Origin of the sequence: Gaiella sp. (assembly GCF_035558935.1) — a bacterium.
Classification (GTDB): domain Bacteria; phylum Actinomycetota; class Thermoleophilia; order Gaiellales; family Gaiellaceae; genus Gaiella.
Genome location: NZ_DATMBZ010000097.1, coordinates 1 through 19,038 on the forward strand (window position 1 = coordinate 1; position 19,038 = coordinate 19,038).

The 19,038-nt window shown below is 70.2% G+C and carries 16 protein-coding genes; 5 read left to right on the forward strand and 11 right to left on the reverse strand.

The window, feature by feature from the left end:
• Positions 1-1,579 (forward strand): N,N-dimethylformamidase beta subunit family domain-containing protein (locus tag VNM44_RS09500; RefSeq protein WP_325625546.1); only part of this gene is annotated, 1,579 nt, incomplete at its 5' end.
• Between the two features lie 73 nt (positions 1,580-1,652).
• Here VNM44_RS09500 and VNM44_RS09505 read toward each other — a convergent pair.
• Together VNM44_RS09505 and VNM44_RS09510 are read right to left on the reverse strand one after the other, a co-directional pair.
• Positions 1,653-2,882 (reverse strand): MFS transporter, encoded by a 1,230-nt coding sequence (locus tag VNM44_RS09505; protein ID WP_325625548.1) that lies wholly within the window; start codon positions 2,880-2,882, stop codon positions 1,653-1,655.
• Entirely contained in the window at positions 2,870-3,952 is a 1,083-nt protein-coding gene (locus tag VNM44_RS09510) for an aminopeptidase (RefSeq protein WP_325625551.1), read from the reverse strand. Before VNM44_RS09510 ends, VNM44_RS09505 begins: the two co-directional genes overlap by 13 nt.
• 46 nt (positions 3,953-3,998) lie before the next feature.
• Here VNM44_RS09510 and VNM44_RS09515 point away from each other — a divergent pair, with 46 nt between their 5' ends.
• The gene (locus VNM44_RS09515; RefSeq protein WP_325625553.1) at positions 3,999-4,583 is read left to right on the forward strand and encodes a TetR/AcrR family transcriptional regulator; all 585 of its coding nucleotides are present in this window, start codon (positions 3,999-4,001) and stop codon (positions 4,581-4,583) included.
• A 71-nt stretch (positions 4,584-4,654) separates the two neighbouring features.
• Here VNM44_RS09515 and VNM44_RS09520 read toward each other — a convergent pair whose 3' ends face one another.
• From VNM44_RS09520 to rpsA, 3 genes are read right to left on the reverse strand one after another with little or no spacing between them, the layout of a single operon-like run.
• Complete coding sequence (locus tag VNM44_RS09520; RefSeq protein ID WP_325625555.1) at positions 4,655-5,209, reverse strand: lytic transglycosylase domain-containing protein; 555 nt, start codon at positions 5,207-5,209, stop codon at positions 4,655-4,657.
• Positions 5,206-5,814, reverse strand: coding sequence for a dephospho-CoA kinase (coaE, locus tag VNM44_RS09525; protein ID WP_325625559.1), 609 nt, complete (start codon positions 5,812-5,814; stop codon positions 5,206-5,208). The genes VNM44_RS09520 and coaE overlap by 4 nt, the downstream gene beginning before the upstream one ends.
• 16 nt (positions 5,815-5,830) lie before the next feature.
• Positions 5,831-7,258 (reverse strand): 30S ribosomal protein S1, encoded by a 1,428-nt coding sequence (rpsA, locus tag VNM44_RS09530; protein WP_325625563.1) that lies wholly within the window; start codon positions 7,256-7,258, stop codon positions 5,831-5,833.
• A 55-nt stretch (positions 7,259-7,313) separates the two neighbouring features.
• Between rpsA and VNM44_RS09535 the strand changes: the two genes are divergently transcribed.
• The gene (locus VNM44_RS09535) at positions 7,314-8,027 is read left to right on the forward strand and encodes an MBL fold metallo-hydrolase (protein ID WP_325625567.1); all 714 of its coding nucleotides are present in this window, start codon (positions 7,314-7,316) and stop codon (positions 8,025-8,027) included.
• Position 8,028: 1 nt separating this feature from the next.
• On the opposite strand, the gene VNM44_RS09540 is transcribed toward VNM44_RS09535, so the two are convergent.
• Positions 8,029-9,825 (reverse strand): bifunctional metallophosphatase/5'-nucleotidase, encoded by a 1,797-nt coding sequence (locus VNM44_RS09540; RefSeq protein ID WP_325625570.1) that lies wholly within the window; start codon positions 9,823-9,825, stop codon positions 8,029-8,031.
• 53 nt (positions 9,826-9,878) lie between these two features.
• Complete coding sequence (locus VNM44_RS09545) at positions 9,879-12,455, reverse strand: DNA polymerase I (protein WP_325625572.1); 2,577 nt, start codon at positions 12,453-12,455, stop codon at positions 9,879-9,881.
• Positions 12,456-12,540: 85 nt separating this feature from the next.
• Between VNM44_RS09545 and VNM44_RS09550 the strand changes: the two genes are divergently transcribed.
• Together VNM44_RS09550 and VNM44_RS09555 are read left to right on the forward strand one after the other, a co-directional pair.
• Complete coding sequence (locus VNM44_RS09550) at positions 12,541-13,524, forward strand: GNAT family N-acetyltransferase (protein ID WP_325625575.1); 984 nt, start codon at positions 12,541-12,543, stop codon at positions 13,522-13,524.
• Between the two features lie 33 nt (positions 13,525-13,557).
• Positions 13,558-15,060, forward strand: a complete 1,503-nt coding sequence (locus VNM44_RS09555; protein WP_325625577.1) for a lactate racemase domain-containing protein — start codon at positions 13,558-13,560, stop codon at positions 15,058-15,060.
• Here VNM44_RS09555 and VNM44_RS09560 read toward each other — a convergent pair.
• From VNM44_RS09560 to VNM44_RS09575, 4 genes are read right to left on the reverse strand one after another with little or no spacing between them, the layout of a single operon-like run.
• On the reverse strand, positions 15,057-15,788 hold the full coding sequence (locus VNM44_RS09560) for an ABC transporter ATP-binding protein (RefSeq protein ID WP_325625579.1): 732 nt from the start codon (positions 15,786-15,788) through the stop codon (positions 15,057-15,059). The genes VNM44_RS09555 and VNM44_RS09560 overlap by 4 nt on opposite strands.
• Entirely contained in the window at positions 15,785-16,564 is a 780-nt protein-coding gene (locus VNM44_RS09565; protein ID WP_325625581.1) for an ABC transporter ATP-binding protein, read from the reverse strand. The genes VNM44_RS09560 and VNM44_RS09565 overlap by 4 nt, the downstream gene beginning before the upstream one ends.
• A complete protein-coding gene (locus tag VNM44_RS09570; protein ID WP_325625583.1) occupies positions 16,564-17,784 on the reverse strand; it encodes a branched-chain amino acid ABC transporter permease in 1,221 nt (406 codons plus the stop codon). The genes VNM44_RS09565 and VNM44_RS09570 overlap by 1 nt, the downstream gene beginning before the upstream one ends.
• Positions 17,781-18,827, reverse strand: a complete 1,047-nt coding sequence (locus VNM44_RS09575; RefSeq protein ID WP_325625585.1) for a branched-chain amino acid ABC transporter permease — start codon at positions 18,825-18,827, stop codon at positions 17,781-17,783. Before VNM44_RS09575 ends, VNM44_RS09570 begins: the two co-directional genes overlap by 4 nt.
• Positions 18,828-19,038 lie beyond the last annotated feature (211 nt).

Here is a 19,038-nt window from a genome sequence, read left to right on the forward strand (position 1 = left end):
CGCCCGCGACACGGCACCCCATGCGGCGGAGATCGCAGTACGCGGCGCGGCGAAGCCGTTCGCGGGCGACCGGCCGATGTTCACGACGATCGCGCCCGGGGTGCCGGGCCGGGACACGGCATCCGTCCTCTTCCGGCTCGAGCGGCGTGCCCGCGTGCGGCTCGACGCGGTGCGGACGGGCATCCGAACGACCAGCGTCCGCTGGACGAAGGAGGCGACCCTCGGGCCGGGCGCTCACCAACTCGCCTGGCGGCCGACCGCGGACACGCCCGTCGGGTCGTACGTCATGCGGCTCACCGTCGAGGGCAGCGGCAAGCGACGCGTCTACGGCGGTCGGCGCCCCTCGAGCCCCGAGCGGGCAAGCGCGCCGGTCGTCCGCCTGCTCGGAGTCGAGGCCGCGTTCACGCGCCGCTCGTACCTGCCGAAGGAGCGAATGGCGCTGCGGGTGCTCGCGGACGCGCCGTCGCTCTCACTGACCTTTCTGCGCGTCGGGCACGGGCCGGACCCGAGCCTTCGCGGCGACGAGATCGTCGGCCTCGAGATGGGCGAGCCCGTGAGCCTCGACTGGACGGGAAAGCGCTCGACGCGACGGACGATCTTCGTCCAGACCGGCGATTGGCCGAGCGGGCTCTACGCGACGCGGCTCGAGACGCCCGACGGGCGGGTCGGCTTCGCTCCCTTCGTCCTCCGCGCCACGACGCCGGGCGGGACGCGCGCCGCTGTCGTCCTCCCCACGAACACCTGGCAGGCGTACAACCTCTACGACGCCGACGGCGACGGGTGGGGCGACACGTGGTACGCGGGCGGCACGCCGCCGGTCGTCCTCGACCGGCCCTACCGCGACCGCGGCGTGCCGCCGCGGTTCGTGCGCTACGACTTCCCGTTCGTCCGCTGGCTCGAGAAGACGCGTCGGGACCCCGACTTCCTCGTCGACGACGACCTCGATGTCGTCCCGAACGGCGACGAGCTGCGGCGCCTCTACGACCTCGTCGTCTTCCCGGGGCACACGGAGTACGTGACGTCACATGCCTACGACGTCGTCGAGCGCTTCCGCGACCTCGGCGGGCGTCTCGTCTTCCTCTCGGCGAACAACTTCTTCTGGAAGGTCGAGCGCAGCGGGCCCGCGATCCGGCGGATCGCGCAGTGGCGCAGCGCCGGGCGGCCCGAGGCGCGGCTGCTCGGGATCCAGTACCGCGCGAACGACGACGGGCAGCGTCAGGCGCCGTTCATCGTCACCGACCGGGAGGCGACTCCCTGGCTCTTCGAGGGGACGGGACTGGAGAACGGCGACCTCCTCGGCGAGGAGGTCGGCGGCTTCGGCATCGAGATCGACATGACGACACCGCTGTCGCCTCCCGGCACGCGGGTTCCGGCCATGATCCCGAACCTCTTCGGCCTCGGGCTCCACGCCGAGATGGCGTACTACGAGACGGCCGCCGGCGCGCGGGTCTTCTCGGCAGGCGTGCTCGACTTCCCGGCAGTCCTCTACACAGCGCCGGGGATCCGGCTGCTCGACAACCTCTGGCGCCACATGCTCGCGGATCTCGAGCCCGAGCCGGCCTCGCCCGTGGCAGGCTGAGAGCTCGAACCGAAATGAAGCCTTGTGCCGTCGGAACGCGTCCCGCCGATGAAGCGTCATTCCGGTTCGAGCTCTAGGCCTCGGCGACGGGCGCGACGCGCTCGCCGCCGAATGCGACGATCGCGAATGGGATCGTCGCAAGCAGTTGCCCCGTGGCGACGAGCAGGAACACGGGATGCGGCCCCCACGCCTCGAGCAACGGCCCCGCCACGACCATTCCGAGCGGGCCGGCGAGCATCGCCATCGTCAGTACCGAGGTCATCACCTTGGCGCGGAGCGCCTCGGGCGTGCGCATCGTGATCACGCCGATCAGCGGCGCGTTGACCAGCGGCCCGAAGAAGGACGACGCCGCCAGCGCGACCATCACCGCGGGGACGGGCAGCTCGAGAGACAGCGCGAAGACGGGCAGCGTCAGCGCGACGAACGCCGTCGCGCCCAGCCGGAGCGGGTCGTGGCGGCCGACGATCTTGACGGCCGCGACACTGCCGAGTACGGCGCCGAGGCCGAAGGCAGCGAAGAACGCGCCTGCGACCTTCGAGCTCGAGTACTCCTCGTAGGCAAGCACGGTCAGCCCGGCGGAGAGGATCTGGCCGAGCCCGTTCGTGATCAGCGCCGTGACTCCGAGGACGCGCAGCATGCGGTCGCGCAGCAGGAACCGGATCCCGGCGAGCACGCCCTTGCCGTCCTCCGATTGCGGCAGAGGCGGACGCGACGGAACGAAGAGCGAGAGAAGCGCGAACGAGCAGAGGAACGTGGCCGCGTCGACGTAGAGCACGACCGGCGCGCTGAACGCGGCGATCAGGAGTCCCGCCGTTGCCGGCCCGAGCAGAGACGTCGCGCGGTTCGCACCCTCGACCACCGCGTTCGCCTGGGCGACGACGTGCTCGTCGTCACCCACGAGCTCGGGGAGAATCAGGCGCTGCGACGCGAAGTACGGCGCGAGGAAGACGCCGATCAGCGCGACGAGCCCGAGCAGCAGCGGGAACGTGAGGACGCCGAGCTCGTGGAGCAGCGGGATCGACGCAAGCAGCGGGACGCGCATCAGGTCGGACACGATCATCGTGCGGCGCGCCCCGAAGCGGGCTATCACCGCACCGGAAGGGATCCCGAGGATCGCGATGGGCGCCAGCTCGGCCGCGAGGACGATGCCCATCCTCGTCGGCGAGCCGGTCGTCGAGAGCACGAACCACGGCAGCGCAAGGAACGTCATCTGCGAGCCGAGCGACGAGACGACCTCGGCCGAGATGAGCGCGAAGATCGACCGCTGACGGAGCGGATGCGCGGCCGGCGTCAGATCAGCCACGCGCCGTCTTGCTGCACCATCTCGCCGTCCAGCTCGATCCGCGTCCCGGGCAGACGGAGGTCCTTGACGATGTCCCAGTGGATGCGCGACTCGTTCGTCCCGCCGATGTCGGGCAGGCCGTTCCCGAGCGCGAGGTGCACCGTGCCGTCGATCTTCTCGTCGAAGAGCGTGTTCTTCATGTACCGCGTGATGCCCGGATTGCAGCCGATCCCGAGCTCGCCGAGCCGGCGCGCGCCCTCGTCCGAGTCGAGCGTCTCGATCAGGAAGTCCTCGTTCGTGTCGGCGCGCGCGTCGACGACGCGGCCTCCCTCGAAGCGGAGGCGGATCCCGTTCATCTCGCGCCCGGCGTAGACGGCCGGGAACTCGGTGAACGCGATCGTCCCCTCGGCGGAGTCCTCGATCGGGCAGCCGAAGAACTCGCCGCCCGGGATGTTCGCCCCGGCGGCGTCGACCTTCATCGAGCGGCCGGCGATCGAGAGCCGGAGGTCGGTCTCCGACCCGACGATGCGCACTTCCTCCGCTGCGTCGAAGCGGTCGGCGTAGCGCTGCATACGCTCGCGCTCGGCCTCCCAGTCGAGCAGGCAGGCGCCGTAGAGGAAGTCGGCGAACTCGCTCGTGCCCATGCCCGCTTCCTGCGCGAGCGCGGGAGTCGGATACTGGCATCCGACCCACTGCACCTCGTGCCGGAAGATCCGCTCGAACGCGGGCCGGTAGGCGCCCTGGATCGCGGTGTTTCGTTCGGTGTCGACGCTCACCGCGTCGCGCGTGTTCTCGGGTGCGTCGATCACGATGAGCGCGTCGCAGGTCTCGAGGGCGTGCACCTCGATCGGTGCTGGGACGGCGAGACGCTCGAGCGGCGCGGAACGGAGCCATGTCCGCGAGGCGATGTTCGCGTCGAAGGTCACGCGCAGGAGCGCGTACGCGTCGAGCTCGCCGACGCGGCGGACGATCTCCTCGAGCAGCGGACGTCCGACGGGCGTGCCGACGACGAGGACCTGCCAGCCGGGCTGCACTCCGACGCACGTGTCGACGAGGAGCTCGGCGAGTTGACGATCTCTGGGGTCTGCCATGGCGGAGAAATATAAGACGTACGTACTGTTTTGTAAAGTGGGAGCCGTGCCGAAACTCAGTGACCAGGAGAAGGAGGCGCGCCGGGCGCGCGTGCTCGAGGGTGCGCGCCGCTGCTTCGCCCGGTACGGCTACGAGGGTGCAACGGTCGTCCGGCTCGAGCGCGAGATCGGCCTCTCGCGCGGCGCGATCTTCAACTGGTTCCCTTCCAAGCAGGAGCTCTTCCTGGCGCTCGCCGCCGAGGACAACACACGCCTGCAGGCGCTCTTCGCCGAGGAGGGCTTCGACGCGTTGCTCGAGGCGGTGACGGAGCACGAGCCCGACTGGCTCGCCGTCTACCTCGAGTTCGGGCGCCGCCTGAAGGCCGACCCCGGCCTGCGCGAACGGTGGATCGCGATCTCTCCTCCCGAGGCACGCGAGCGGAGCCGGGCGTGGATCGAGCGCGGGCAGGCCTCGGGCGACCTCCGCGGCGACGTGTCCTCCGAGGAGATCGGGCAGTTCCTCGGCGTCGTGATCGACGGGATCGTGGCGCAGCGCGCGCTCGGCTTCGACCCGCCCGCAAGCGACGTCGTGCTCCGCTTCGTGCGCGACGCCACCCAGGCGCGCGGAGGAAACCGAGACGGGGGAGGCTGAAGCCACGCCCGGGAGAGGAAGGCAGGCGCGGGGTTTCGGGGCGCGACTTCAGGCACGCCCGTTCCTCGGCCTCACGCGCCGGACAGCTCGTCCGCGTAGGCGTCCGCGTAGACCTCCTCGGCGTGGAGAACCTTCTTCACGTACGAGCGCGTCTCCGGGAACTGCACCCCCACGCCCCGCCGACGCCACGCGTCGACGTTCCCCTGCCCCGCGTGGTAGGCGGCGAGCGCCGTCGGGAGATCGTCGTCGTAGCGGTTCAGGAGATTCCGCAAGTACCACGAGCCGTATCGGACGTTGATCTCGGGGTCGAGCAGGTCGCCGACGACGAACTTGTGGCCTCCGGTGCGGGTCGCGATGCCCTGCGCCGTCTCGGGCAGGAGCTGCATCAGCCCGACGGCGCCGGCGTCCGAGCGCGCCGACGCATCGAACTTGCTCTCCGTGTAGATCACGGCCGCGAGGAGCGCGGGCGGCAGGTCGTAGTTCCTCGCGTGCGTCCGGACGATGGCCTCGTAGCGGAGCGGGTACCGAATTCGCTCGTACCACTCCGGCTGCGCGGTGACGACCCAGGCCGCCACCCCGCCGGCGGCCGCCGCGACGAGCAGCACGGCGAGCACGAGACGCTTCACGTGCGCGTGGACGCCTCCGCCTCGGCTTCGGCTTGGAGCTCGCGCATGACCTCGCCGACCCAGGCGCCGAGGTCCTCGAACGTCCCCGTGTTGACGTAGTGGAAGTCCGCCCGGCGCACCTTCTCGCGGTCGGGCAGGAGGCGTGAGTCGCGATCGTCACGGGCGACGCGGCGACGCTGCTCGCGCAGCGCAGCAGGCGCCGTGATCACGACCACCTTGTCGAACCGCTCGTCGGCGCCGACCTCGTAGAGGAGAGGAACCTCGGTGACGCAGACCCGCGGTGGGTCGTCGAGCGTGGCGAGCCGGTCGCGCCACTGCAGGTATTCCCGCGAGACGAGCGGGTGCAGGAGTCCTTCGAGCCAGTCGAGCTGCTTCCGGTCGCCGAAGACCGCTTGCGCGATGCGTGCGCGATCGGGCCTGCCGTCCGCGCCGAGGACGTCCTCGCCCAGCCGTTCGACCAGCGCGTCGCGAACCCCGTCGTCGGTCTCGAGCAGGTGATGGACGATCTCGTCGCTCGAGACGGTCGCCGCCCCATGCGCGCGGAACGCGTCGAGGGCGGTGGACTTGCCGGCCCCGATCCCCCCCGTGATCGCGACCGCGAGCACTCCTCTCCGAGGAGTGCTAGATGTTCTCGGCTGGTTGATCGTCGTCGGGCGGTGATGCGGCCTCGGCGGCCACCGGCTCGTCGTCGGCAACGGCCTCGGGACCCGTCTCGGGCTCCGGCTCGGCTGCGGCCTGCGGCTCGTCTGCGACCTCCGCGTCCGCCGCGGGCACCGCTTCGACGTCCGCCTCGACGATCTCGTCCTCGGCGTCCGGCGCGAGCTCGATGTCCTCGACCGCCGCGCCGGCGGTCGTCGGGAAGGCCTCTTCCGAAAGCCGCAGATCCGGCATCGAGTGCACCGACTCCGCGCCGTCTGCACGAGGCACCGGCACGTCGCCCTCCTCGACCCGCTTCAGCGAGAGCGAAAGGCGGCGGCGGTCGCCGTCGATCTCGAGGATCAGCACGTTGACCGGGTCTCCCTGCGAGACGACCTCGCGCGGGTTCTCGACGTGGTGGTTGGCGAGCTCGGAGATGTGCACCAGCCCCTCGACGCCCGGCAGGATCTCGACGAAGGCACCGAACGTGACGACCTTCGTCACGCGACCCTCGACGACGTCGCCCTCGCCGTAGCTGTCGAGCACCTGCTGCCACGGGTCGGATTGCGTCTGCTTGAGGCCGAGCGAGATCCGCTGCCGCTCGCGGTCGATGTCGAGCACCTTGACGCTGACCGTCTGGCCGATCTCGAGCACCTCGGAGGGGTGGTTGACGTGCGACCACGACAGCTCCGAGATGTGGATCAGGCCGTCCATCCCGTCGAGGTCGACGAACGCGCCGAAGTCGACGATGTTCGAGATCGTGCCCTCGACGACGTCGCCCGGGTTGAGCCGGTCGAGGATCGCCTGGCGCATCTCCTTGCGCTCGTCCTCGAGGACGGCGCGGCGCGAGAGGACGACGTTGTTCCGGGAGCGGTTGAGCTCGATCACCTTGCAGCGGAGCTCCTTGCCGAGGAACTCGTCGAGGTCCTGCACGCGGCGGATGTCGACGAGCGACGCCGGGAGGAAGCCGCGGACGCCGAGGTCGAGGATGAGGCCGCCCTTGACGACCTCGATCACGCGGCCGTTGACCGGCTCGCCGCTCTCGGCCGCGGCCTCGATCGCCTTCCAGGCGAGCTCGAACCGCGCGCGCTTCTTCGAGAGGAGCAGGCGCCCCTCCGCGTCCTCCTTCGTCATCACGAGCGCGTCGATCTCGTCGCCCACGGAGACCTCGTCGGCCGGGTTCACATTCCGGCGGATCGAGAGCTCGGCGACCGGGATGACGCCCTCGGACTTGTAGCCGATGTCGACGAGCACCTCGTCCTTGTCGACCCGCACCACCGTGCCGTGCACCACCTCCCCCTCGTTGATCGTCGGGAAGGTGCCTTCGTAGTCGGGAATCAGCTCCCCGTCGGGGCCGGTCGTCCAGACCCCTGCTTCTGGTTGGGTGGGTGTCTCGAGCGTCTCGTTGGTCATCGGAGCGGGGAGTATAGCGGGGGATTCGCCGCACGAATCCCCCGTAAAATGGGGTATGCGGATCACGCTCGTGCGCAGTGCGACGATCGTCGTAGAGCTCGACGGCAGGCGGATTCTGGTCGATCCGATGCTCGATCCGGCGGGCGCCAGGCCTCCGATCGCAGGTACCGCCAACCCGGTTCGCAACCCCACCGTCGACCTTCCGTTCCCGGCCGAGACCGTCGTCGACGGGCTCGACGCCGTCCTTGTGACACATCGTCACAAGGATCACCTCGACGAGACCGCCGAGCGACTTCTCCCACGCGACCTGCCGGTCTTCTGCCAGCCCGAAGACGAGCCGGCGCTGCTCGAGCTGGGGCTCGACGTCCGGGCGATCGTCGACACGCTCGAGTGGGAGGGCCTGACGTGGCATCGCGTTCCCGCGAGGCACGGGCACGGCGCGGTTGCCGATGCGCTCGCGCCCGTCAGCGGCTTCGTGCTCGGCGACCTCTACCTCGCGGGCGACACCGTCTGGTACGAGGCGGTCGAGGAGACGATCGCGCGCTTCTCACCGCGCGTCGCGATCGTCAATGCGGGCGGCGCGTCGTTCCTCGAAGGCGGGCTGATCGTGATGGGGAGCGACGACGTCCGGGAGGTCGCGTCACGCGTGCCGGTCGTGGTGGCAGTGCACCTCGAGGCGTTGAACCACTGCTTCCTGACCCGCTCGGAGCTCGCGGCCGCCGTCCCGGGGGTGGTGATCCCCCGGGACGGCGAGACCGTCGAGGTGTGAGCTACCCGACCCGCTCGATCCGGTTCAGCACCGGAGGAGCCACCGGGGAGTGGTTCCCGAGATAGCGGGCGAACGCGTCGAGGTCGACCTCGCCGCCGAGTGGCTGGGTGCACCGGTCGCGGAACACGGTGTATCCGTCGCCACCGTCGGCCATGAAGTTGTTCATGACGACGCGGTAGCTCGCGCCGGGCGAGACCGGCACGCCGCCGAACGACACCGACCCGGGGACGATCCGTGGCGTCGTCGTCGAGTTCCACTGGTAGTGGACGTTCGCCGACACGAGCATGATCCGGTTCTGCCCGGGCGCCGGATTGTTGAACTGCTGCTCGAGCACGTCGTAGATCGCCTGGCCGGGGCACGTCTTGACGACGAGCGTGTTGCCGAAAGGCTGGACCGTGAAGGCCTCGGCGTACGTCACCTCGCCGGGCTGCTCCCCGCCCGAGATCTGGTTGAACAGGAGGCCGCCGCGGACGCCTCCCGAGTTCATGAACGCCGCCACGGCGCCGCCGAAGTCGGTCGGGGCGGTCGCCTCGAGCATGGCGTCGGCGATCACGTCGCCCATCGGCTGCTCGCCGGCCGCATTCGTTCCGGTCGGGTTGTCGCGGCCCGAGCGGATGTCGGCCGTGATCGAACCCACGACCCGGTTGGCGAGGGGTGCGGAGAGAGCCGTGTACTTCGTCAGGATCGCGCTCTCCGCCGGATCCTTGTCCACGTTCTGGGTGACGATGTGGTTCTCGGCCGTCGCCTCGACGATCTGCTTCGACTGGTGGTCGATGCGGAGGTCGATGGACGTGATCAGGCGGCCGAACGAGGACGCGCTGGTCACGAGCTTGCCGGCCATCTCGCAGATGTACGGCGCGTGCGTGTGCGCGCTGATCACGACCTTGACCCGCGGATCGAGGCCGTTGGCGATCGCCTGGATCTCGGCACCGCCGAAGTTGACGCACTTGTTCACATCGGTGAACGCGTCCGGCTGATTCTCGGGCCCGGGGAACACCGGGGCGGGCGGATTCTGGAAGCCGCCCTGGTGGACGAGAACGACGAACGCCTTGACGCCCTGCTCGTTACGGAGCTTCTCGACGAGCGCGTTGACGGTCGCAACCTCGGGGCGGAACTCGAGGCCGGCGACGGCCGACGGCGTCACGATGCTCGGGGTGCCCTCGAGCGTGAGCCCGATGAACGCGATCTTCGCGTTGTCGATCTTCTCGACCTCGTAGGCGGGCAGGATCGTCTGGTCCGTGCCTTCGTAGAACACGTTGGCAGCGAGGTACTTGAACACGGCGCCTGCGAAGCCGTCGCCGTCCTGGCAACCGTCCACGGGATGGCAGCCGCCGAACTGCATGCGCAGGAGCTCGGGGACGCCCTCGTCGAACTCGTGGTTTCCGACCCCCGTGACGTCCAGCCCGAGCGCGTTCATCGCCTCGATCGCCGGCTCGTCGTGGAACAGTGCCGAGACGAGCGGGCTCGCGCCGATGAGATCCCCGGCGCCGACCGTGATCGTGTTGGAGTTCCGCTCGCGGAGCATCTTCATGTGCGTGGCGAGGTACTCGACCCCGCCCGCGGGGACCGTCTTCTGGGTCCACCCGGTCTGCACGCCCTGCGAGTTTCTGACCGCGTTGCAGCAGCCGACCTGGATCGACCCGGGCGTGTTCGGCGCGAGGTGCCCGTGGAAGTCGTTGATCGCAAGGAGCTGGACGTACGTGTCGTTGTCCTTCGGCCCCTTGGCTGCAAGCGCCTGCGGTGCGCCGAGCACGAGCATGAGCCCGAGTGCCGCGAGCACGGCAATGGTCCTTCTCATCTGCCTCTCCCCTTCCTTCGATTCCCCTGAGCCTTCGGCGGAACGGCGAGATCCTATTCCTTCGCGTCGGCCCAGGTGTCGCCGACGCCGATCTCGACCGCCAGCGCCGGGTCGAGCGGGTACGCGCCGACCATCTCCTCGCGCACGAGCTCGCGAACGGCGCTCGTCTCGACCTCGGGCACCTCGAGCAGGAGCTCGTCGTGCACCTGCAACACGAGCCGTGCCGAGCGCCCCTCGCTCCGCAGTCGCTCGTGGATTCGCACCATCGCGACCTTGATCACGTCCGCAGCGGTGCCCTGCATGATGGTGTTGACCGCGAGGCGCTCGCCGAGCGAGCGCGTCTGGCGGTTCGACGTGCGTAGCTCGGGGATCGCCCGCCGGCGGCCGAGCAGTGTCGTCACATGGCCCTCGTCGGTTGCCTCGGCGATCGTGCGCGCGATCAGCTCGCGCACCCGCGGCAGCCGCGCGAGATACGTGTCGATCAGCTCCTGCGCCTCCTCACGCGGGATGCCGAGGTTCTCGGAGAGCCCGAACGACGAGATCCCGTAGATGATCCCGAAGTTGACCATCTTCGCCGTGTCGCGCTGGCCCCGCGACAGCTCGGCCTGCGGAATGCCGAACACCTGCGACGCCGTCGCCGCGTGGATGTCCTCGTTGCGCGCGAACGCCTCTCGCAGCACGGGCTCGCCCGAGACGTGGGCCAGGATCCGCAGCTCGACCTGGCTGTAGTCCGCGGACAGGAGTCGCGACCCGTCCTCGGCCGTGAATGCCGAGCGGATCCGCCGGCCGAGCGGCGTGCGCACGGGGATCGACTGCAGGTTCGGGCTCGTCGTCGACAGTCGGCCGGTCGCCGCGACGGCCTGGTTGATGGTCGTGTGGAGCCGCCCGTCACGCTCGTCGATCAGCTCCGGCAGGGGCAGCAGATACGTGTTCAGCAGCTTCGTCAGCTCACGCCACTCCTCGACGACCGGCACGAGCGCGTGGTCCTCGCGGATCGCGCGCAGGACCCGGGCGTCGGTCGAGTAACCCGTCTTGCCCTTGCGTCCCGCCGTGAGGCCGAGCTTGTCGAAGAGGATCCGCGCGAGCTGCTGCGTCGAGCCGAGCTGGAACTCCTCCTCGGCGAGCTCGAACGCGCTGGCTTCGAGCTCCTCGACGCGCTCGGCGAGCCGCGCCGTGATCTCGCCCATGCGGTACGCGTCGATCTTGATGCCCGCGTCCTCCATCGCAGCGAGCACCACGGTGAGCGGCAGCTCGACGTCGTCGTAGAGCGGCTCCATCCCCCACTCGCGCAGCCGCGCCCGCAGCTGCGGGGCGAGGCGCCGCGCTGCCTCCGCGCGGCGGACGAGCGACGACGTCTCCTCCTCGGCGGCGGGCTCGGGGACGAGCTCGAGGCCGTGCTCGCGCGCGAGGTCGTCGAGCTCGTAGCCCGCGCGGCCCGGATCGACGAGATACGCCGCGATCAGCGTGTCGTCCCTGACGTGATCGAGACGCTGCGTCTTGGCGTCGTGGGTGAGGATCTCCGCCCCATCTACGGCGCGGCGGAGGTCCTCGAGAAGAGCCGGAGCGACGAGTACCGGCTCGGCCGCTTTCGCGACGGCCACCCGCTCCCCGTCGTACGCGATGCCGACGCTCCCGCGTGTCCCGCCGAGCACCCCCGGACGCCATTCGACGGCGACCTGCTCGTCCAGCGGCTTTGCCGAAGGCAAAGCCGCATCCAGCGTGTCCACTCGGCCGAGCAGGCCCCGGAACTCGAAGCGACGGAAGATCTCCTTGAGCAGCGACCGGTCGGGCGGTGCGGAGACGAGGTCCGCGGGGTCGACGTCGAGCGGCAAGTCGCGCCGCATGGTGGCGAGGAGCTTCGAGGAGGCCGCCTGCTCGGCGTGCTCGCGGACGGCCCTGCCGCGCGCCGGCGAAAGCTCGTCGGCGTGCGCGACGACCTCCTCGAGCGATCCGTACTGCGCGATCAGCTGCCCCGCGGTCTTGTCGCCGATGCCCGGGATGCCGGGGATGTTGTCCGACGTGTCGCCCTTGAGGCCGATGAAGTCCGGCACCTGGTCGGGACGGATGCCGTAGCGCAGCTCGACGCGCTCGGGCGTGTAGACGTTGACGTCCGCGACACCGCGCGGCGTCATCATCAGCGACACGTTCTCGCTGCAGAGCTGAAAGGCGTCGCGGTCGGTCGAGACGACGCAGGTCTTGATCCCGGCCTCGTCGGCTCGCGTCGCGAGCGTCGCGATCACGTCGTCCGCCTCCCAGCCCTCGAACTCGAGGTTCCGGTAGCCGAACGCCTCGACGATCGGCCGGAAGTGCGGGAACTGCTCCCGCAGCAGGTCGGGCATCGGCCGCCGTCCTTCCTTGTACGTCTCCGCGATCTCGGTGCGGTGCGTCGGCCGGGTGTCCCACGCGACGGCGACCCCGTGCGGCGCGTAGTCCGACAGCAGCTTGAAGAGCATGTTCGTGAACCCGAGCAGCGCATTCGTCGGCTGGCCGTCGGTCGTCTGGAGCTCCTCGGGGAGCGCGAAGAACGCCCGGTAGGCGAGGTTGTTGCCGTCCACGAGGAAGAGCTCGGACCCCTTCGCCGGCCCGTCGTCGAGCTGCAGCTCCTCGCCGGTCAGCGTCTTGGGGCTCACGCGCCGAGCGTATCGTTCGCGGGGACGACGCGAGACCGTCCTCGCGGCCGACGCGCACGACGGCACCGAGGTCTAGCTTGGGGACATGATCGACGCCGTCACGAAGCTCTCGTCGTCGATCGTGCCGTTCGCCGACGAGCACCTCGACGGCGCCGCGACGCTGCTGGCCGAGCGGCACCGCGCACAGCGGCTCGTCGAGCCGGGCCTCGACCCTGCGTACGAGGACTCCGCCGCGGCCCGCGCCGAGATCGAGGAGTTGCTCGCCACGGCCGGAGCCTCGGGCTCGGCGGCGATCGTCGAAGGTCACGTCGCCGGCTTTCTTCTGGGGAGGCCGCGCGAGGCGTCGTGGGGACCGAACGTCTGGGTCGATCCCGCGGGCCACGCAGCCGTCCGCGCCGAGCTCGTCCGCGACCTCTACGCTGCGGCCGCCGCGCGCTGGGTCGACGAGGGCCTCACGTCGCACTACGCGGTCGTGCCCGCCACCGATCCCGCGCTCGTCGACGCGTGGTTTCGGCTCGGCTTCGGCCACCAGCACGTCCACGCGATCCGCGAGACGCCGCCCGCGCGACCGGCGCCAGGGGCTGCCGCGCTCGTCGTGCGCCGCGCGGAGCGGAAGGACATCGAGGCGCTCGCGCGCGTCGACATTGTGCTCCCCGAGCACCAGACGCTGTCGCCCGTCTTCTCACGCCTGCCGCTTCCCGACCTCGAGGAGACCCGCGCGGAGTACGAGGAGGACTTCGACGACCCGCGCTTCACGACCTTCGTCGTCGAGCGCGGCGGCGAGGTGATCGGCTCCGCGATCGCCTGCCCGATCGAGGTCTCGTCGTCGCACGCGAGCCTCGCGCTCCCTCCGGGCGCAGGGTTCCTCGGCTTCGCCGCCGTGTTCCCCGAGCATCGCGGCCTGGGAGCGGGACGGCTGCTCGGCGAGGCGGTCTTCGCCTGGGCCCGGGAGACAGGGCGCGAATGGGTCGTCACGGACTGGCGGATGACCAACCTGCTCTCGTCGCGGGCCTGGCCGCGGCTCGGCTTCCGCCCGACCTTCTACCGCCTCTTCCGCGCGATCCCGTAGCGCGGTTGCGGCGCCGACCTACCATGCGCGCCGGTGCCTCGCGTCCCGCTCCATTCCGGATCCCGCCTCCCGGTCGTCACGCTGCCCGACGACGCCGCGCTGCTCGCCGCGCCTCCCCCGCTCGACCCGATCGCCGACGTCTCCGCCGCCGTCGTCGAGGCGCTCCGCTACCCGCTCGCCGGCGAGCCGCTCGCCGCCCTCGCCCCGCGCGGCGGGGGCCGGGTCACCGTCGTCATGCAACCGTCGGAGCAGCCCCTCCCGACAGTGCCGGACGACCCGCGACGACACGCGCTCGCCGCCGTCCTCGCGGAGCTCGCCCGCGCCGGCGTCGCGCGCGACCGAGTGACGCTGCTCGTCGCCGGAGGGCTCGCCCGCCGCGCGGGGCGGGCGGAGCTCGACGCGCTGCTCCGCCCCGAACAGGCTCGCGCCTTCCGCGGGCGCGTCGTCGTCCACGACTGCGAGGCCGAGGAGCTCCGCCCGCTCGAGCTCGAAGAGCGAGGCGTGCGCGTCCATCCTGCGCTGCTCGAGACGGACCTCGTCGTCACCGTCGGTGCCGGTGAGACGGTCCTCCACGGCGGCCCAGGCGCCCTCGTCGACGCGACGGGCCCCGGCAGCATCCGTGCCGCACGGGCCGCCTCGCTCCTGGAAATCACCGGCGCGAGCGGGTGGCAGCTCGCCGGCGCCCTCGAGCGGGCGCTCGGCCGGGCCGTGCCGCTCATCGGCCTGTCGCTCGTTCTCGACCGCCCTCGCTCGACGGGCCTCTATCGCGGCTACCCATGGTCGTCGGCCTCGCTCGACGCCGTCCGGCGCTCACCCTTCCGCCGGCTGCTGAACGCTGCGCCTGCGGTGGTGCGCCGCCGCGTTCTCGCAGGGGCGCCGCGCGAGCTGGCCGCCGTCGCCGCGCTCGCAGGCCCCCCTTCCGTCGCGCACGCCGAGGCTCTGCTTCGCGGCATCTCTGTCCGCAGCGTCGTCGTCGACCGTCAGTTCGACACTCTCGTCGTGCCACTGCCCTGGGAAGCCCTCCACCTGCCACGCGAGCCACTCAACCCGATCACGGCGGCGGCGCTCGGCCTGGGCCACGCCCTGCGCCTCTGGCGAAACCGGCCGCCTCTCGCGGACGGAGGCACCGTCGTCCTCCTCCACCCCTTCTCCCGGGTCATGGGCCATGGGCCCCAGGCGCCCTACCGGTCGCTCTTCGGCGCGCTGCGCGACGGGGTCACCGCGCAGGGGCTGGGCAAGGCAGAGGCGCTCGCCGCGCGCGACCGGCGCGCGATCGCGGCGTACCGCAACGGGTCGGCGCCGCATCCACGGCTGCCGTTCGCAGACTGGGAAACCTGCGCCGGGACGCTCGCGCGCGCCGGCCGCGTGATCGTCGCCGGCTGCCGAGACGCCGGCGCAGCGCGGGCGCTCGGCCTCGTCCCGTCCCACAACACGGCGGCCGCCCTCGCCATGGCGGCCGGCGTCGCGGGCGACGACGCGCACACCGGCGTCCTGCTCGGGCCGCCCTACCCCGCGCTCGTGGTCGGCGGCCGCTAGTCGAGGCCGAGGTAGGCCTTCTGGACGGCCTCGTTCGTCTTCAGATCCGCGGCGGGGCCCTCGAGGGTGATCCGCCCGGTCTCCATGACGTACCCGCGATGGGCACTGTCGAGCGCCATCAACGCGTTCTGCTCGACGAGGAGCACGGGCGTCCCCTGCGCGTTGATCTCGAGGACGATCTCGAAGATCTTCTCCACGAAGATCGGTGCGAGCCCCATCGAGGGCTCGTCGAGGAGCAGGAGCTTCGGGCGGGCCATCAGGGCACGGCCGATCGCGCACATCTGCTGCTCGCCTCCGGACAGCGTCCCCGCCTTCTGCGTCCGCCGCTCGTAGAGGCGCGGGAAGAGCTCGAAGACGCGGTCCATGTCCGCCTGGAAGTTCTCCTTGTCGGTGCGCTGGAAGGCGCCCATCTCGAGGTTCTCGGTGACGGTCATCCGGGGGAACAGGCGGCGGCCCTCGGGGCTCTGCGCGATGCCGCCGGCGACGATGTCGTGCGGCGCGCTCGTCGTGATCTCGCGGCCCTCGAAGTGGATCGAGCCCTGTCGCGGCCGGTTGAGCCCGTTGATCGCGCGGAGCGTCGTCGACTTGCCCGCGCCGTTCGCCCCGATCAGCGTCACGATCTCACCCGTGCCGACGCGGAGCGACACGCCCTTGAGCGCGTGGATTGCGCCGTAGTAGACGTGGAGGTCGTCGACCCGGAGGACGTCGCCGGTCGTCGTCGTGCTCACGCCGCCGCGCCCTTGCCGAGGTACGCCTCGATGACGCGCTCGTCCGCCTGGATCTCGCCGGGCGTCCCCTCCGCGATCTTTGCGCCGTACTCGAGCACGGTGATCCGCTCGGAGACTCCCATGACGATCTTCATGTCGTGCTCGATCAGGAGGACGGTCAGGCCCTTCTCGTCGCGGACCCGCCGCACGAAGGCAGTGAAGTCCGCTGTCTCCTGGGGGTTCATTCCCGCGGTCGGCTCGTCGAGCAGGAGCAGCTTCGGGTTCGTTCCGAGCGCGCGCGCAACCTCGAGCCTGCGCTGGTCCCCGTAGGGCAGGTTCCCTGCCCGCTCCCCGTGACGGCGGGGCAGGCCCGAGTACGTCAATAGCTCGCGCGCCCGGTCGCGCGCCTCCGCCTCCTCGCGGCGCACTTTCCCGGTCTTCAGGATCGAGCCGATGATCCCGCTCGAGAGGCGGCAATGCATGCCGACGAGGACGTTCTCGATCGCGGTCATCTGGGAGAAGAGGCGGATGTTCTGGAATGTGCGGCCGATCCCGAGCTCGGTGATCGCGTGCGGCGGCAGGTCGCGCACCTCGACGCCGTCGAACACGATCGATCCTGAGGTCGGCTTGTAGACGCCTGTCAGCTGGTTGAAGAACGTCGTCTTGCCGGCGCCGTTCGGGCCGATCAACGCGACGATCGACCCGCGCGGGATGGTGAAGTCGACGTCGTCCGTCGCGACGAGCCCGCCGAACTCCTTGCGGAGCTTCGTCACCTCGACGAGGTTGTCGACCGCCATCAGTCGTTGCCCCGGTCACGGTCGGTGAGGGCGCCCTCCGTCTGGACGTCGTAGAACGGGGTGTCGTGCACGCCCTCCTCGAGCTCGATCTTGTGGCGGCGCTCCGGGATCAGGCCGGCGGGCCGGAAGAGCATCATCAGCACGATGATGATCCCGTAGATCCCGAACTGGTACTTCGTCGGGTCGAAGTCGAGGCCCGCGTCCTGGATCTTCGACCCGATCGTCGAGAGGCCGCTGAAGTTCAGGTACGCGAGGATCAGCCCTCCGATGGTGACCCCCCAGATGCTTCCCATCCCACCCAGGATCACCATGCAGAGCAGGAATACCGAGATGTTGAAGTAGAAGTCCGCGGGGAACGCGCCCGACTTGAAGCTCGCGTAGTACGCGCCCGCGACGCCGCCGAAGAACGCGCCGAGCGCGTAGGCCCACGTCTTCGTCCGCATCAGCGGCACGCCCATCGCCGCGGCGGCCGTCTCGTCTTCGCGGATCGCGATCCACGCCCGACCGAGCCTCGAGTCGCGCAACCGCACGGAGCAGAAGATCGTGAACAGGAGCAGCAGGAAGGCGATCAGGTAGTACCACCGTTCCCGGTTGTCGGACGTCTGGAAGTTGTCCGGGAAGAAGCCGATACTGCTCAAGATGGGAAAGCCCACGGGGTCGATCGGCGCGATCCCGAACGTGCCGTTCGTGAGGTTGAAGCCGCCGAAGCTGTCGCCGTTGCGCACGACCTGGGGGATGATCTCGCCGAACCCGAGCGTGACGATCGCGAGGTAGTCCCCGCGGAGGCGGAGGGTCGGCAGGCCGATGACGATGCCCGCGAGCATCGTCAGCAGGCCGGCGAAGATGAGGACGACCCACATCGTGACGTGGATCCCGACCTGGTCGTTGTCCACCGACGAGCCGAAGTGGAACGTCACCTGCTCGAAGTGCTGTGACGCGAACCAGCCGGCCGTGTAGGCGCCGACGGCGTAGAACGCGACGTAGCCGAGGTCGAGCAGGCCGCAGTAGCCGACGACGATGTTCAGCCCCACCGCCATCATCGTGAACGCGATCATCACGACGAGGGTCCCGGTGGTGGGCATGAAGTCGCCGATCACGGGAAGGTTGCGCAGGCCTTCCTCGACGAAGGGATAGACGATCCCGAGCGCGATCATCGCGGGCACGAGCCAGGCGTTGCGGTTCCCGCGAAGCTCCTTCGCGCGCTCCGCGAGCCCGGTCATGCGCCCTCGGGCGTCTGCTCGCCCAGCAGCCCTTCCGGCCGGAACACGAGCACGGCGATCAGGATGCCGAAGACGATCGAGCGGGTCCAGTCGCCGCCCGGCGCGAACCAGGTCAGGCCCTCGTTGAAGGACTGGACGAAGCCGATCACGAGCGCTCCGACGACGGCCCCCGCAAGGTTGCCGATGCCGCCGAGCACCGCCGCGGTGAACGCGATCAGGCCGAGCTCGAAGCCCGTGTCGTAGCGGATGTTGTACTCGAGCAGGAACACGAGGCCGGCGACGGCCGCGAGTGAGCCCGCGATGAAGAACGTCACGGAGATCGTCCGGTTGACGTTGATGCCCATCATCGCGGACGCCTCGGTGTCCTGCGAGACGGCGCGCATCGCCTTGCCCTGCCTCGTGTAGCCCACGAACCAGCTCAGGACGAAGAGCGCCGGCACGATGATCGCGAGCGCGACCACGAGCTTCCACGTGACGCGGATGTCGCCGATCGTGAACGCGGCGCCCTGCGGGATCAGGTTCGAGCCGCTCTCGTAGTCGACGCCGTACAGCGCGAGCGAGATGTTCGAGACGATGAACGACATGCCGACCGCGGTGATCAGCGGCGTCAGCCGGGGCGCGCCGCGCAGCGGCCGATAGGCGACGCGCTCGATCGTCGCGTTCACGACGGCGAAGAGCGGCACGGTGATGGCGAGCGTGAGGATGATCCCGCCCACGACGGCGAGGTTGCTCGAGTCGCCCGTCAGCCCGAGGACCGTCAGAAGCATCGTGCTCGCGACGAGGCCGGACAGCGAGAACACGTCGCCGTGCGCGAAGTTGATCAGCTGCAGGATCCCGTAGACGAGCGTGTAGCCGAGCGCCACGACGCCGTAGATGGAGCCGCGGGTCAGACCGTCGAGCGCGACGTTGACGAACTCCGCAGGGCCTTTGAAGAAGTTCACGATGAGCCAGACGCCGACAAGGGCGACGAAGCCGAGGCCGATGCCGTTGACGACCTTCGGATTCCGGAGCTTGCGCAGGACCGTGTCGAGCGTCTCTCTCATAGGATCGCGCGACTCTAGAACGAACGGGGCGGGAGGGCAACAGCCGCTCCCGCCCCGTGCTGGTGCTGCGGGCCGCTAGCTTCCGCCAGCCGCCGCGACGGTCTCCGGCTTCGGCGAAACCGTCGTCTCCGTCTTGAGCTTGTCGGTCGCCACGTAGATGGTGAAGCCGACGACGGCGCCCGAGGCCTCCTCGGGATCGCCGTTCTGGTCG